The organism is Rhodococcus sp. NKCM2511 (genome assembly GCF_014905595.1).
Classification (GTDB): Bacteria; Actinomycetota; Actinomycetes; order Mycobacteriales; family Mycobacteriaceae; genus Rhodococcoides; species Rhodococcoides fascians.
Map to the genome: position 1 here is coordinate 112830 of NZ_BNHJ02000001.1, position 15758 is coordinate 128587.

Annotated in this window: 11 protein-coding genes, 1 pseudogene and 1 riboswitch; of the genes and pseudogenes, 9 read left to right on the forward strand and 3 right to left on the reverse strand. The window is 63.2% G+C overall.

Annotation, left to right across the window (positions count from 1 at the left end; genetic code table 11):
* Positions 1–70 precede the first annotated feature (70 nt).
* Complete coding sequence (locus tag JLZ96_RS00490; protein ID WP_032383822.1) at positions 71–991, forward strand: LysR family transcriptional regulator; 921 nt, start codon at positions 71–73, stop codon at positions 989–991.
* Here JLZ96_RS00490 and helR read toward each other — a convergent pair.
* Positions 947–3109, reverse strand: a complete 2163-nt coding sequence (helR, locus tag JLZ96_RS00495; RefSeq protein ID WP_201009333.1) for an RNA polymerase recycling motor ATPase HelR — start codon at positions 3107–3109, stop codon at positions 947–949. The two genes, JLZ96_RS00490 and helR, sit on opposite strands and share 45 nt — an antisense overlap.
* A 94-nt stretch (positions 3110–3203) precedes the next feature.
* Between helR and JLZ96_RS00500 the strand changes: the two genes are divergently transcribed.
* Positions 3204–3722, forward strand: coding sequence for a hypothetical protein (locus tag JLZ96_RS00500; RefSeq protein WP_201009334.1), 519 nt, complete (start codon positions 3204–3206; stop codon positions 3720–3722).
* 4 nt (positions 3723–3726) lie between these two features.
* Here the strand turns inward: JLZ96_RS00500 and JLZ96_RS00505 are convergent, their stop codons facing one another.
* On the reverse strand, positions 3727–5922 hold the full coding sequence (locus tag JLZ96_RS00505; protein WP_201009335.1) for an EAL domain-containing protein: 2196 nt from the start codon (positions 5920–5922) through the stop codon (positions 3727–3729).
* A 373-nt stretch (positions 5923–6295) separates the two neighbouring features.
* On the opposite strand from JLZ96_RS00505, the gene JLZ96_RS00510 reads away from it, so the two are divergent.
* From JLZ96_RS00510 to JLZ96_RS00540, 7 genes and pseudogenes are all read left to right on the forward strand, one after another.
* Positions 6296–7240, forward strand: a complete 945-nt coding sequence (locus JLZ96_RS00510; RefSeq protein ID WP_201009336.1) for a squalene cyclase — start codon at positions 6296–6298, stop codon at positions 7238–7240.
* A 145-nt stretch (positions 7241–7385) separates the two neighbouring features.
* Positions 7386–8485 (forward strand): annotated as a pseudogene (locus JLZ96_RS00515) (hypothetical protein).
* Positions 8486–8708: 223 nt separating this feature from the next.
* Positions 8709–8796, forward strand: a riboswitch (ZMP/ZTP riboswitch).
* A 15-nt stretch (positions 8797–8811) separates the two neighbouring features.
* Positions 8812–10029: a benzoate/H(+) symporter BenE family transporter gene (locus tag JLZ96_RS00520; RefSeq protein ID WP_201009337.1), complete on the forward strand. Its 1218-nt coding sequence runs from the start codon at positions 8812–8814 to the stop codon at positions 10027–10029.
* Positions 10030–10141: 112 nt separating this feature from the next.
* Positions 10142–10486 (forward strand): nuclear transport factor 2 family protein, encoded by a 345-nt coding sequence (locus JLZ96_RS00525; RefSeq protein ID WP_052055084.1) that lies wholly within the window; start codon positions 10142–10144, stop codon positions 10484–10486.
* Positions 10483–11322, forward strand: a complete 840-nt coding sequence (locus JLZ96_RS00530; protein WP_201009338.1) for an SDR family NAD(P)-dependent oxidoreductase — start codon at positions 10483–10485, stop codon at positions 11320–11322. The genes JLZ96_RS00525 and JLZ96_RS00530 overlap by 4 nt, the downstream gene beginning before the upstream one ends.
* Before the next feature lie 139 nt (positions 11323–11461).
* Complete coding sequence (locus tag JLZ96_RS00535) at positions 11462–11908, forward strand: VOC family protein (RefSeq protein ID WP_032370557.1); 447 nt, start codon at positions 11462–11464, stop codon at positions 11906–11908.
* Positions 11909–12352: 444 nt separating this feature from the next.
* Positions 12353–13951 carry a TPM domain-containing protein gene (locus JLZ96_RS00540; RefSeq protein ID WP_201009339.1) on the forward strand — a complete coding sequence of 533 codons (1599 nt, stop codon included), beginning with the start codon at positions 12353–12355 and terminating at the stop codon, positions 13949–13951.
* Between the two features lie 51 nt (positions 13952–14002).
* Here the strand turns inward: JLZ96_RS00540 and JLZ96_RS00545 are convergent, their stop codons facing one another.
* Entirely contained in the window at positions 14003–15640 is a 1638-nt protein-coding gene (locus tag JLZ96_RS00545) for a cation:proton antiporter family protein (RefSeq protein WP_032370555.1), read from the reverse strand.
* Between the last annotated feature and the right edge of the window lie 118 nt (positions 15641–15758).

Below are 15758 nucleotides of genomic sequence, written 5' to 3' on the forward strand. Positions count from 1 at the left end.
CCCAGTGTGAGCCCACACGATCGTCTCGGTCCAGCGATGTAATTTCGGCAGTATTGCGTACCGTTGCTTCATGATCGATGTCAATGCACTCCACGCGCTGCGTGCAGTTGCCGCCCTGGGCACGCTGACGAAAGCGGCCGACGAGCTCGGCTACACCTCGTCGGCCGTCTCGCAGCAGATCAAACGGCTCGAGCGCCAGGTCGGAACGCCGGTACTTGCGCAGGCGGGTAGAGGTGTTGTGCTCACGCCGGCCGGACGGGCAGTGGTCGACTCCGCGGACGAGGTGTTTCACGCTCTCGAGCGGTGTCTGGAGTCGGCGAGATCGGCAGACGAGGGTGCCGCGCGCGGGGTGGTACGAGTGGTCGGATTCTCCACTGCGATCCGCGGTCTGCTTGCACCTGCACTCGCGACCCTGAGCGCTCGCTATCCCGACCTCACCGTGCAGATCGGGGAGGAGGACCCGGATCGGGCGCTGCACAGTGTGCATTCAGGAGCAGCTGACCTGGCGCTGGTGCACGACGCCGACGGAGTTCCCGCAGTGGCTCCGCGCTCGATCGTTCGGCGATCCATTCACACCGACCACGGCGATGTCGTCATGAATCGAACCCACCCCCTCGCCGCAGGGAAGTCTCCACTGACACCGGCGGGCCTCGCGACGTACCCGTGGGTGACGAGCCCGGCGGGCACGGTGTGCCACCAGTGGTTTCGTCGATTGTTCGCGGACACGTCGCGCGAGATCGACGTTCGGCACCTCGTCGACGACTTCTCCACTCAGCTTTCCCTCGTGGAGGCAGACGATGTGTTGGCACTGATTCCCCGTCTTGCGAGACCGCCCCTGGGCCCGGCGCTCGTGGCGGTCCCGCTGGCGCGCGCCCCCAAGCGAGAAGTGCATGCCGCGTGGAGGCGCAGCGCCGATGCGAGTCCGGCGATCCACGCCGTGCTGGATCTACTCGATTCGCTCGCGCTGCGACGAGGTCAAGATGACGAGTAGACCGGTGGCTCGCGTCATGGCCACATACGTGTCGACAGCACCTGCGATGCCGGAGCCGAAAGAATCCGGGTCGATCAGAACGACCAGATCGAATTCCAGACCTTTGGCGAGCTGTGGTGTCAGCGAGCTGATTCGATCGGACTGCCGAAAAGTAGGATCACCGATCATGCATGCGGTTCCGCCGGTCGTCGAACCGAGCCAATCGGCGAGAACCGTCGAAAGTGATGCGACGTCACCGTATTCGACCGGCACGCCGGTTCTGCGTATCGACGTGGGAACGTTCGCGTCGGGCAGCGCCGCCCGGATCACCGGCTCGGCCACGTCCATAATTTCCTGCGGCGTCCGGTAATTCACGCCGAGAGCGGCGACGGTCACCTCGTCGATACCTACTCGTTCGAGCCGATCCGGCCACGTCTCGGTGAAGCCCCGACGAGACTGCGCCCGGTCTCCGACGATGGTGAAACTCCCAGCAGGACATCGCCGAATCACCATCTGCCACTGCGCATCGGTCAACTCCTGAGCCTCGTCGATCACGATGTGCGCGAACGGACCCGCCAGCGGATCCGTCGGATGGTCCTCGAAGCCGGACGAATCGACGAGTGCATCCCGAATTATCTCCTGACGGAATTGCGCGGCCATCATTTCGTCGTCGTCGACCGCGATCAACTCGTCGACGACACTGTCCATTCGCGAGCGTTCGATCGCAGCAGATAGCGATCGACGTCGTTGTCGTAGAGCATATTTCGGATCGCCGAGTCGCGCCCGTGCCGCGTCGAGCAGAGGTAGGTCGGCCACAGTCCAGCGTGTCGCATCAGCGCGTCGAAGTGCTCGAATGTCGTCCGCGTCGAGCCAGGGTGCGCATGTGCGCAGGTATGCCGGAACGGTCCACAGGTCCGCCACGAGGTCTGCGGCATCGACGATCGTCCACGAGCGTTCCAGGACGTCACGCAGATCCTCGTTCAGCTGCAGCGACTGCCGAAATTCTCCGCGGGATCCCTGTGCGGCACAGCGATCGGTCACGATGGTCGTCAGTAGGTCCCAGATCAGCTCGCGAGCCTCGTTGTGCGGCGTACCGGGATCTGGCGCACCGAATGCCTCCACCCAGTCGTTCGGCGTCAATACAAATGTTCCCCAGTCTGTTTCGACTGTGACGTCGTGGGTCGGTGGTTGTTCGTAGAAGGCAACAGCCGCCTCGATGACCGCGTCGACGTCGAGGTCTTCCTTGAGCCGCGCCGCAACAGGATCGGTGTCGTCGAGCGCATGCGTCCCTTCCGCGACGAGGTCTCGCAGGGTGCATGTCCGTACTCCCTCCTCGCCGAGACTGGGGAGTACGCCCGAGACGTACGCGAGGTAGGGCTGATGCGGACCGATGAACAGTACTCCGCCGCGGTTGTGCCCTATTCGTGAGTCTGCGTACAGCAGGTACGCGGTGCGGTGAAGGGCAACAACAGTCTTCCCGGTTCCCGGGCCACCGTCGATCGCCAGTGCCCCGTGCGCGTGGGCTCGAATGATCGCGTCCTGATCCGCCTGGATCGTGCCCAGTACGTCACGCATCCGAGGTGAGCGCTCGGCACCCAGACTGGCGATGAACGCGGACTGATCGTCCAGCGCGGCATTGTCGTCCAGAGACGTGGGATCGAAGACCTCGTCCCAGTAGTCGGTGATGCTGCCGTTCGTCCACCGATAGCGGCGACGGCTCTTCAGTCCCATCGGGTTGGCATGGGTTGCACCGAAGAACGGCTCGGCAGCGGGGGAGCGCCAGTCGACGAGCAATTGTTCGCCCGCATTGCCGAGCAAGCCGGTACGCCCTACGTACACCGGTTGGTCCGAGTCGATGGGGACGAACCTCCCCAAACACAGATCGGCACCGTAACGATTCAATTGGCGCAGCCGCCCGTTCAGTCGGTGAATCTCGAAATCACGTTCCATCACCTCCTGTCCCATCCGCCCGGATGACTTCTGGATGGCGTTCAATCGAGCGATCGTGTCGGAACGTGACTTCTCGATGCTGGCGGTGATCGCCGAAAAGTGCTGTCGGTCATGACCGATGAGCGTGGGTTGGCGCTTAGGTGCGAGCCTGTCGGGGAGGTCGAAGACATGGGGCGGCACTGATTTCACGGGACTCCGATCCGATGGTGCGGGTGTGCAGCGAGCCATTCTGAACCCTCGACGGGGTCTTGCCGCAAGACCCCGGGTGAGCTATACATTGAAAGTGGAAAGAGAGCGAATCTCCTTCTCCGCATCACGCCGCAGACGCCCGTTGCGTGTTCTGCGTGGATTACTTCCCTTGATCGGCACGGGCGTATTGGCCGGCGTAGCCGTTCAGCTCGGTTTTGTGACCGGCGTACGGGTCGACGGTCACGGCGGTGAGGTCGGCGCTGCTGTCGCTCTGATCGGCCTGACATGTTGCGTCGCGCTTCTCGCGTGGGGTTGGACCGGATTGTGTACGTCCCCGAAGGCGCTCGCGGCGGCCATCTCGACCGGGGTCCTGGCGTTCCTCACCACGGCGCTGACCATCTCCTTTTTGGCCACGCCCTACGACGCGATCGTGTGCGGACACTCATCGGACTTCTGCGGACTGGGAGTGCTCCAGGTGGTTCCGACTGTCGGGGCGGTAGCGCCATGGACCGTCGCCGGTATCCCCGGTCTACTTCTCGTACTCACGGATCGGCGCGCCCGACGCATAACGAGGGATCAGACGGTCAGCCCACCACCGCGGTGGAGTCGGTAGTCGTTCACTGAGAAGACAGCAGCAGATCGGTGATTGCTGCGGCGCTCATCGGACGTCCGAGCAGGAATCCCTGAGCTACGTCGCATCCTGTTGCGGCGAGTGCTTCGAGTTGTTCTTCGGTTTCGACGCCTTCGCCGACGACTGTGACGTCGAACGCGCGGGCGAGTGCAACGATCGCCGAGATTATTGCCCTGGCGCGGACGGCGGGCAACCGGGCCACGTATGACTTGTCGATCTTGAAGCTCTCGAACATCGGGTACCGGTCCAGATACGACATGGAACTGTGCCCTTTGCCCATATCGTCGAGGAGCAAGGACACACCCATTGCGTGCAGCGCAGCAACGGTATTCGCCACTCGTTCGGTGTCTGCGACCCACACTGTTTCGGTCACTTCCAGACCCAATGCGTTCGGTGGTAGGCCGGTGTCAGCCAGAACAGTGGCGACCTGCGTCGGAAACTCGTGGTCGCGCAGTTGAAGCGCACTGACGTTGACGCGCACCACGACGTCGGAGAATGCGCGCCACCGCACTGCGTCGCTGCACGCGACGCGGAGCGCCCACGCGCCCAATGGTGTTGCGAGACCTGTTCTCTCGGCGACTGCGACGAATTCGGTCGGCTCGACAGGCCCTAGATCGTGATGATTCCAGCGGGCGAGCGCCTCGACTGCAACGACCTCACGCGTCGAGATGTCCACCAGAGGTTGGTATGCCATGGTGAGTTCGTTCGAGCTCAATGCCGCGCGCAGGTCGACCGACAGCGATCTGATCCGGTCGGCGTCGTACAGGTCTCCCGGGTCGAAAACTGCATGGCCACCGGTTCCGCTGTCCTTGGCGCGGTACATTGCCAGATCTGCCCGGTGAATCAGCTCATGCCTTGTCGAATTCGAGTCGGAGACAGCGACACCGATGCTGGCACTGAGGGGGATGGGGACGTCCTCGGCAGCGAATGGTTTCGCGATGGTGCGGGCGATGTGTCGCGCGATCTCCTCCGCTCGTTCCACAGTGCGCACCCCTTCGCAGATGATCAGGAATTCGTCCCCGCCGAGACGAGCAATGGTGTCGGTCGCGCTCGTTGCGGACACCAGTCGCTCCACGAATTTCACCAGCGCCCTGTCTCCGGCGTCGTGGCCCAGGCTGTCGTTGATGATTTTGAAGTCGTCGATATCCAGCAGAAGGAGGGCCAAAGTATCGGACTGAAAGCGTGCCCGAGCCAGAGCGGTGTCGAGGACGTCGTAGGCGAAAGTGCGATTGGGCAACCCGGTGAGTGCGTCGTGGGTGCTGCGCCGTCGGAGTTGGCTTTCCAGTTCCATTCGCCGAAGTGCCGCGGAGACGATACCCGCGACGGAGCTGAGGAACGAGACTTCCTGTTCGCGATACAGCCGTGCTTCCACACTGTGGATCGAGAGGACTCCCCAGGCGTCTCCAACCGCAGTCATGATCGGTACTGCCACACCGCTGCGCAGTCCGAGCTCCGCCATCGTGTCTGTACGAAACCGGCTTTCGTCGCCGCGGTTGCTGCAAATCACTGGCTGTTCGTGAGCGAGTGCGTACCCGGTCATGGAGCCGTCGCCGGAAGGAACGTCCCGACGAATACCGAGCGAACCGCTCGCGGCATCCATGGTCAAGTAAGGATCGGTGGAATTCTCGAGGTGCGCGATGGCGGAATTTCCCACACCCATCAACGTGGCGGCAGTGTCGGTGGCTGCAGTCAACAGCTCCGACAGCTCGGCGACGACTGCGAACCGACTGAGGTCGGCCAGGGCTTTTTGCTCCTGTGCGTGTCGGCTGGCGGTTACGGCATCGGCCGCCATCCGGGCACTACGTTGTTCGACGGTGTGCCGATGCCGGATGATCGAGACGACGACGTCAGGTCGGCCGTCCGGGGTGTGAACGACGTATGCCGAGACCACGACCGGAATACCTGCACCGGTCCCGTGATGGCGTAGTTCGCAGTAGCCGTCCCACCTTCCCTCGGAACGCAGCGCCGTACCGATCTCCTCGGCGCGCTCACGGCCGTCCGCAGTGAGAAAATCCAAAGCCGGCAGTGTCGATGCCTCGGCCCAGTCGGACACGCCGATGAGTTCCAAGCCTGCTGGGTTGATGTGGAGAACTGTGCCCGTCAGGTCGGCGAGTGCGACGAAGTCCGGCGATCGCTCCAGAAATTGCCGAAGCGACATCACATCGTCGGCAGCATCGAACATCGGCCCTCCGATCTGCGTCGCTCGGTGTTCGAGCGGCTCGGGCCAATGTTATTCGGCCACCGAGTTCGATGGGTTCGAACACGAGCGGGCAGTAACCCAATTGTCAGAAGCACGCCGCCTTCGGACAGTCGACAATGGTTGCGGTCAGAGACTTCTCCGCCACGGAGAACGCGAGCTTCGATGGGGCCGAAAAACAACTGGGCCAGCAATACATTTTCCGACTCGGACCCTCCCCGAGAATCACGTGCAAGCGAGTCGGATGTCTTCACCAATTGTCTCGGCAATTTTGCAGAAATTCGGAACGTAGAGAATGCCCGATGACCCGTCCGCACACAGCGCTGAAAAGGTCGGTTTCATTGCTAGCCTCGCCTTCATGGTCATGGACGAGTGGCTGCTCGATTCGGATCCAGCGATTCGATGGCAGGTACTGCGCGATCTGCACGACGCGCCCCCTGCTGATGTGGCGAGTGAGCGCAATCGAATTGTGTACGAAGGCTGGGGCGCGCGTTTGCTTGCCGCGCGCGACCCGAACGGCCTGTGGGCCGGAGGTGCTTGCTTCCCATCGGGTTTCGACGGCGATTTCTCAGGAGGGCAGCCATGGACTTCGACGCTTCATTCGTTGACGTTGCTGCGCGAGATGGGTGTCGACCCGTACGCCGGTGAAGTACGGACCGCCATCGAGGCGGTGCGCCGGAATTGCCGGTGGGAACACGCAGGCCAACGGTTCTTCGACGGTGAAGTCGAGCCCTGCATCAACGGGAGGACTGTCGCCGTGGGTGCATATTTCGGAGTCGACGTCGACGCGATCGTCACCAGATTGGTGAAAGATCAGCTCGCCGACGGTGGCTGGAACTGCGAGGCGGAGTACGGATCGACTCGCGGGTCTTTTCACTCGACGATCTGTGTGCTCGAAGGGTTGCTCGAGCACGAACGAGCCACTGGCGGCCCTCCCGCGTCGAGTGCCGCACGCCACCGAGGCGAGGAGTACCTTCTGGAACGCCGGCTGGCCAGGAGGGTGAGCACGGGGGAGCTCGTCGAACCGAACTGGTTGCTTTTCCCCTTTCCGACCTGGTGGCATTACGACCTGCTTCGTGGAGTCGACTACTTCCGAACCGCTGGATCTTTCGTCGACCCGAGGTTGACGGAGGCAATCGAACACATCCGGTCGAGACAGTGCGACGACGGCACTTGGCTGCTGGACAGAACTCACGCCGGTGCGGTCCACTTTCCGATCGAGAATGGCGATGGGCGTCCGAGTAGGTGGAATACCCTGCGCGCCCTGCGAATCATGAGATGGTCCGGAGTGGAGACATCGTGATAATCCGCGTGAGCCGGCGACCGAGCGAGCAGCGAAAACCTCTGTACGGACATCGGTTTGGTGAACCGATGCCGAATTCGCCGAGCCTCAGGAATTCTCGAGCCAGAGGGTTCCCGGATCGGACCTGACTGGTTAGAATTGTGTGGTGTCGGGGATCGACCACAACCAGGTGGATCGAGCGGGTTCCGCAGGCGAACCGGCTTCGGTGTTATTGATCGCTGATCCCGGCAAACCCACTGCGCTCGCACACCGGGTGGCTGCGCACCTACCGCAACACTTACGAAGCAGAGACCACCGCGAACGCAGATGGACGTCGCGAGTACGCAGTAAGCCGTACCTCTCTGGAGAGCAAGCGGACTTGGCGGACGTTATCGACGCTGTCGATCCGTCTTCGGAGGACGCAGAAATCGTCGTATACCTCACCGATCTGCCACGGCGAGAAGACACCATGCCGGTGGTGGCCGACGTCAGCGCCGAACGATTGTTCGCACTCATCTCCGTTGCAGCGGTGGGTGGTGTGCGTATCGAGGACCGCGTCCGCACGGTGACCGAACTGGCAATCGCCTATGCCGTGGGTGAACCGGAACTAGCCCCACCCGGCGCACCATCGCGGTTTCCCAGCGAGAACATCGAGGGCGGAACACGCTTCTTCGCACCGTCGGGACTTCGACGGTTGCGGCTGTTGTCGGGGATGGTGCGGGCGAACCGGCCGTGGCGGCTCGTGACAGGGCTGTCGAAAGTGCTGGTCGGAGCTCTTTTGCCACCGGAGCGTTCGCGCTGGCTACCAGCACGATTTGGTTGTTCGCCGACACAATGGGCCCATGGCGAATGTGCGCGGCGACGATTCTCTCCATTGCGGCGATGGTTCTGTGGCTGATTCTCGATCACGAATTGTGGGAGCGGCCGAAATCACCCGAAGAGCGAGACAGATCTGTGCTGTACAACGCAGCGACAGCCGTGACGTTGGTGATCGGCGTTGTCGTCCTCCACATAGCCCTGTTCTGCATGCTGCTGGGGACCGCGTGTCTCACACTTCCTCCGGGACTGCTGTCCAGCACCCTCGGACACGCGGTCGGCTTTTCCGATTACCTCAGTCTCGCTTGGCTACTCGCGTCCATTGCGACCATCGGTGGGGCGCTCGGTTCGGGCCTCGAAGACGATCGCGCAGTCACCGAAGCCGCATACGGTGTGCGGCAGAGGCAACGCATCGAAGAGACGCAGGCACGCTCGAACGACCCGGAATGACACTGCGACCGATAGAACCGTAGCCCTCTTCGGCGGCGGCACGGATTTCGTCGGCCGACCATCGAGGACTGCCCGGGTTCGCAACGCGCACAGTCTTTTCGATACCGGGCGAAAGCATCAATGGCACCGAAGATGGTTCGGGTGGTGCGCGTCGGGTTGCTCCATGGGATGAAGCGGTCACGGTTGTTCCGGTACCGATGGTCCGTAGTTTCGGTCTACCCTGTGGTCGGGCCGTGACTGGCGCTGTGGATGGATCACCATCGGGAAGCGGCCTCGTCTGTTGACGTCTGCCGCGCGCCTGGGCTCCCACCGAGCCGAGGAGAACCATGAGCCACACCCCACCGCGTGATACCGCCCATTCTGATGCACGTAAGACGGGTGGACTGGCGCCACCGATCACGGCAGGCGTGGTCTCGGCCTTGGTCGGGTTCACCAGTTCGTTCGTGGTAGTCCTGAGCGGCCTGACAGCGGTAGGAGCGAACCACGAGCAGGCCGCCAGCGGCCTGCTCGCTGTCACCGTCGTCATGGGTCTGGCCTGCATCGTCCTTTCCTGGCAGACTCGGCTGCCGATCACCGCCGCCTGGTCCACCCCCGGCGCGGCCCTGCTCGCGACCACCGGCACCGTCGATGGCGGTTGGCCCGCCGCGGTGGGGGCGTTCCTGGTCACGGGGGTGCTGATCGTCCTCACCGGTTTGGTACCCCAGCTCGCGGCGCTGGTCACCCGCATCCCCACCTCGCTTGCCCAAGCCATGCTCGCCGGGGTCCTCCTGCAGCTCTGTCTCGGCCCGGTCACCGGGTTGGCTGTGAACCCGATCGCTGTCGCCCCGGTCGTCCTGACTTGGCTTGTTGCACTTCGGTTCTCGCCCCGTTGGGCCGCGCCCCTCGCCTTTCTTGCCGCCGCAGTCGTCATCGGGATCACGGTGGCGGCCGGCGAAACCACGGTGGGCCCGGCGGACCTCGTACCTCGGGTCCATTTGACTTCGCCGACGTTCACCGTCGCGGGTGTCGTCGGGATCGCGCTTCCGCTGTACCTCGTGACCATGGCTTCACAGAACGTCCCGGGTGTAGCGGTCATGGCCGGTCTCGGCTACCAGGTTCCGTGGCGGCGATCGATGCTCGTGACCGGCGCAGGCACCCTGCTCGGCGCTACCGCCGGCGGGCATGCGATCAACCTGGCGGCAATCAGCGCCGCCCTGGCTGCCGGGCCGGACGCGGGTGTGGACCGCACTCGCCGATGGATTGCAAGTCTGACTGCGGGAATCGTCCTGATGTTGCTCGGCGTGGCGTCGGCGTCGTTCGGCACACTCGTTGCACTTGCCCCCGTCGGAGTCATTGCCGCGGTCGCAGGACTCGCCCTACTCGGGACACTCGCCGCGTCGTTGACCGCCGCGTTCGCTGATCCGGTAGAGCGAATCCCCGTCGTCATCACTTTTGTGACCGCCGCGTCCGGCACAGTCATCGTCGGTGTCAGCGCTGCCTTCTGGGCGCTCCTGGCCGGGCTGACTGCACGCTTGCTGCTGAGCAAGCCACGGTCCGCCGCTTGACGTCCTGCGTACCAGCGTGAGTCGACGGGGCGCCGGGGCGAGTGTCGGTCATGAACACCGGTAGCCGATCCGGTATTGACCTTCCCCCTGGGGGAGGCATCACCGTGGTGTCATGACCACAGAATGGGATGCACTCCCGGACAACGTGAAGAAGTTCATGACCGCACTCGACGCCCGACAAGGCGCTCGAGTGATCACCGTGTTCACCGCAGATGCCGTCGTGACCGATGAGGGTCGTGATCACTCTGGCCGCGAGGAGATCGAGGCATGGTTGACCGCCTCGGTCAATGAGAGTGAGTACACCTACACAACGGAGTTCACGGGAGCGACCGCGACCGGCACGACCGTCGACGTCACGCAGCACCTGGAAGGCAATTTTCCCGGGGGAGTCGTCGACCTGCACTACCGTTTCACTCTGGACGGCGCGCTGATCAACCGGTTGGTGATCGAGCCATGAGCAAGCGATGGTTCATCACCGGTGGCACCCCAGGCGGCTTCGGCATGGCGTACGCCGAGGTGGCTTTGGGCGCGGGGGACCGCGTGGTACTCACGGCGCGGCGTCCAGGTGAACTGGCGTCGTGGGCCGATCAGTATGGTGACCGCGTTCTCGTCGTGCCCATGGATGTCACGGACGCGGCACAGGTACTGCAGGCGGTACGAACGGCCGAAGAGCATTTCGGCGGTATCGACGTGCTGGTCAACAACGCCGGTCGCGGCTGGTACGGATCGATCGAGGGAATGGACGAAGCCTCGATCCGGGCAATGTTCGAGCTGAATTTCTTTGCAGTACTGTCCGTTACGCGAGCCGTGCTACCAGGAATGCGCACCCGCAGAAGTGGGTGGATCGTCAACGTATCCTCAGTGGCCGGACTTCTGGCGGCGGTCGGATTCGGCTACTACAGCGCTACGAAATACGCGATCGAAGCCGTCACAGACGCTCTGCGCCAGGAGGTTGCCGAGCACGGCATCTCCGTGTTGGCGGTCGAACCAGGGGCTTTCCGCACCAACGCCTACGCTGGATTCGCCGACGAGCCTGTCGCGGAAGCGATTCCGGATTACCACGACATGCTGGAACAGGTTCGTGCCGATTTCGTCGACATGAACGGGGTGCAGCCGGGCGATCCGTATCGTGGTGCCCGTGCGGTGATCCAAGCGATGGCTCAGGACCCGCCGCCACGCCGACTGATCCTGGGCAACAGCGGGTACGACGCCGTGATCGGTGCGCTGGAACAAAACTTGGGCGACATCCGGTCGAACGAAAGGCTGTCTCGGAGCGCGGATTTTCCGGAGTAACCAAGTTGGTGGAGCTCGCTGATTCTGCCGCGGCTGCACGAGGGGACCGGTGAGATCCAGCGGTTGATCGTCGGAGGCGGACTGATGAGAGCCGAACAGAAGCGCAATTCGTGAAACATGCCAGGCGTAGGCTCCTGGCATGTCGTTCAGAATCCTTCGCTCCGACCACGTCGGCTTCGCCGTCGGTTCCCTCGATGACGCCCTTCGGTTCTGGATCGATGGTCTCGGCGCGGTCCTCGAACGTACCGGTGAGATGGGTGGAGAGTTTCTGGGAGAGGTCACCGGAGCGCACGGGGCTACAGTCCGGATGGCGGTGGTATCCGTTGCGGGTCAGACGATCGAACTGCTGGAATATCGCAACGTCCAGGGAGAGCAGGGATCCTCTCGACCACACGATCCTGGTTTCGCGCATCTTGCCTTCGAGGTCGACAACATCGACGCGGTCCTGACGCGAATCGCGAACTTCGGGTGGACGGCGCAGGGAACTCCTCAACCTATTGCCGGCGGGGCAAAGGTGGGCACCCGCGTGATGTACGCGGTGGGTCCACACGGAGAGACGATCGAATTCATGGAGCCGCCGCAGTGACAACCGATTACCCAGGTCGATCGAACGTTCAGGACAGTACCTGACATAATGTTGATTATCGGCAAACTGTCGACCTGCAGTTCGCTGGGATCGACTGTAGTTCGCTGCAGCCCAACAACTTTGCTCGACGCAGTCGATTCGGCTGAAGCTCTTCGTTGTCCGAAGTCTGCGTCGACGCGACGCGTCCCGGTGGTATCGAAATGCCTGCGGGAAATGTGACGGGCATCCGGTGAACAGTTGTCGCAGCCGGCCCGCTGACTGCCCGCTGTCATGGGATCGGCGCACTGCGGACCGGACGGCACCCTCTCCCTCTCTACTCTTCCTCACCGTTGTTTCGTCACTGTGACGAAACAACGGTGAGGAAGAAGACCAGTCTGGATATCCATTGCCGCGTCGGTCCGATGTGCTGGCTACCGCATACGAACTCTGGTTAGAGTTCGTATGATGGACGCCTTTCTCGAGACATCCCGTCGCCGGAACTTCCACCGCCGAGTTGCTGCAGCCGTACTGATGGCCCTCATTGCATCGTTCGGCCTCGTCGGCTGCTCCGACGATTCGTCCGGCGGAGACGCCGACTTCGAGGGTTTGACCTCGGGTCAGCGTGTCTACGACCGAACGGGTTTTTCTCTGAATCCGGCGCAGACCGCGGACATCCAACGTCAGTTGGAGAACTTGAAGTCCGACACCGGTGCGGACGTGATCGCGTACGTGCGTGAGCTCGATGCGGACCCCGACGACACGTTGGATCAAGTAGAAGACCTGCAGCAGAGATGGGTGTCCCTGACGGGCGTCGACCAGGACACTGCAGGCGCAATACTGATCAACCGGGAGCCGGGAAAGGTCGACGAGGCTCGCGCGGGCATCTTCGTCGGCTCCACGTACGACGACGGTAACGTTCCGCGGGACGAACAAGAGGCCATCATCGAGGACGCACTGATTCCGCCGCTGCGAGATGGTGACGTCGCAGGAAGCCTGACCGCGGGCATAGATCGCCTGGCGTCCGACATTCGCACCGGTCCGCCGGTGACTGCCCTGGACAGATTCGCCGACGGTCCAGGCTCGACCTGGCTGCCGTGGGCCGGTTCGGTGTTCGCGCTTCTCGGGCTGCTTCTGGTGGGAACGGTGTTTCGGGGACGAGCGAAACCGACTGTCTCCCAACAATATCCGACGACGGTTCGACCGGACCAGGCCACCGATGCAGCGTACGCGACCGCCCTGGTGCACCGCAGCGCGCAGCCCAGCGGCGTACCGGGGACCGTACTGGCGCTTGCCACCGCCGATGCGCTCACCTTCGAGCAGGACAAGAAGCCGGGAAAGGTCGACAAAGGGACAGTCAAGATCAGGCTTGTCGACCGAACCCGTGCCCGCGGCGAGGTTCAACAGACGGTCTGGTCGATGCTCGCCGAACGAGCCGAGGACGATGTCGTACCCGGCGACGAGTTGAAGAAGATCGCTCGAGGCCCCGGTGCAACCAAAGAACTCTTGGAGAAAACACTGCGGGACAGCGGATTCGTCGCCGACGGCTCAGGTCGACGCCGGACAGCGTTGGCCGGTTTGGGCGTACTCGGCGGCGCTCTCGCAATCGGAGGAATTGCCGTGGCGACGTCGGGTGCACGGACGATGTGGCTCGCGGCGGTGTTGTCGGGCCTTCTCTTCGTTGCAGGACTGTGGACGGCGATCGCCTACTCACGCTTCTCGGTCGCGGGCCTGGACGCCTCTCGCCCCTGGGAGGCGTACCGCGACGGACTGAAGCAGGCCGCCAAGGACAACGACGAGTCGGTCGATCTGAACGTAGCTCTGCCTGACATCGTTGCGTTCGGCTTGGCCCCGTTCTTTCGGAAACGACTAGAGGCCGCAACCGACCCAGGGAGTGACACGCCGCTACGAGCCTTCACATCACCCGCGGATGCCGACTATGCGGCGGGTGTCCCGGTGGTCCTCCCCTGGTCTGCGTTCTCCGGTGTGTTCGTCTCCAGCAGTAGCGGATCCGTTGCGTCCGGTGGAGGTGCAGGTGGAGGAGGCGGAGCGGCAGGCAGTACCTGACGACTCCCCCATTCGTTTCCGGCGAGCGCCTCCATCACTCGCACCGCTGGCCTATCCGGTGTTGTCCGGTGTACGCGGCTCGTCGGTCTCGGAGTCGGTGCGATCGTCGATGTATTCCGGGGTCGAATGCCCTACTTGGTCGGCCAGTTCCAATCCCGCGCCAGCGTAGACGTTGAAGGCGATATCGACGCCCTGGTCTTTTGCCCACTGCACCTCGTCGTCGTACCGTGCGACCGCCGCCACCGTTCCACCGAAGCCGGACTCTCGCAGACACGCCAGTGCAGTGACGTTCGCACCGTGCCGCGGCATGGCGAGCACCGCGATCCGGACGGAATCCGATCTGCGTAGTCGGTGCCAGAAGTCGAGGTCGGTGGCATCGCCCTCGATGACACGCAGTCCCTGCTCGGCCAGTCGACGGATGCGCGGGCCGTCGTAGTCGACTCCGACCACGTCCAATCGGTAGTGCTCGTTCAGTCGCTGGTAGGCCGCGAACCCCACACGCCCCATGCCGATGACGACGACTTCGGCGTCGCCGGCATCACCGGGGCGTTCCTCGGGGTGGAGGCTCTGCTCGTCCTGGACGGGCAGCCGGCTCGCCATCTTCTCGACCATCAGGTGGCCGCGGCCGTTGACAAGGGCGGACACCACGAAACTCAGAGCCACCGCGATCGACATCTCGACCAGCCACGTGGGTTCCAGCAGCCCGGTCGTCACTCCGACGGAGACGACGATCAGACCGAACTCCGAGTAGTTCATCAGACTCAGTCCTGCGAGCAGGGCCGTTCGATACCGAAGTTTCATCGCGGCGAACAGCGCTACGTAGAGCACGGATTTGAGCGGCAGAACGAGCATCATCAGCAGAGCGACAACGAGACTGGGCACATCGGGTAGTCCGGACAGGCCTATCGAGACGAAGAAGCCCACCAACAGAAGCTCCTTGAGGTGGAACAGAGACCGTGCGAGTTCGGACGACGCGGAATGCGAAGCCAACAGGACACCGATGATCAAGGCACCGAGGTCACCTTTGAGGCCCAGCGTGGAGAACAGTGCGTACCCCGGAACCAGAGCCATCACGATGCCGAACAACGACTGCATCTCGCCGTGCCCCAGCCCGCTCCAAATTCTCCGAAGAATTCGCGTGAGCGGCCACAGCAGGACGAGGGTGAAGGCCCATGGGCTGGGCAGAGTGCCGCTGGTGACCGTCAGGAAGACGACGGCAACGATGTCCTGCATGACGAGGACGCCGATGGCGACGCGGCCGTAGAGCGCATGCGACTCCCCCCGCTCCTCGAGTACCTTGACGACGAACACGGTGCTCGAGAACGACATGGCGAAGGCCAGGAGTGCGATGGTCGTCAGGCTTTGCCCGGACAGCATGGCCAGGCCGGCCACGGCGGCCAACCACAACACCGTGGTTCCGAGCACGACGCTGATCGCGAGATGGACCGACGTGGTGAGCCAGACCTCGCGGCGCAACAGAATGCGGAGATCGAGCTTGAGGCCGATGGCGAACAACAGCAGCGTCACCCCCAAGTCGGCGAGCAGGTCCAGCTGCGGCACCTCACCGACATCGAGAGCATTGATGACGAACCCAGCCGCCAGAAAGCCGACCAACGGAGGTAGTCGCACCGCCATCGCGAGTCCGCCGAGGCCGAATGCGATGACGAGATAAATCGCGGCAACAGTCATGCTCGGTCTCCTCGGTCACGGATCGATCGGTCCGCTGACGCGTCGACGACGTCTTTGCACCCAGCCGGAACGAGCAAAGTAACCCGCGGAGTAGGAAATTGCAGGACAGATGGAATCC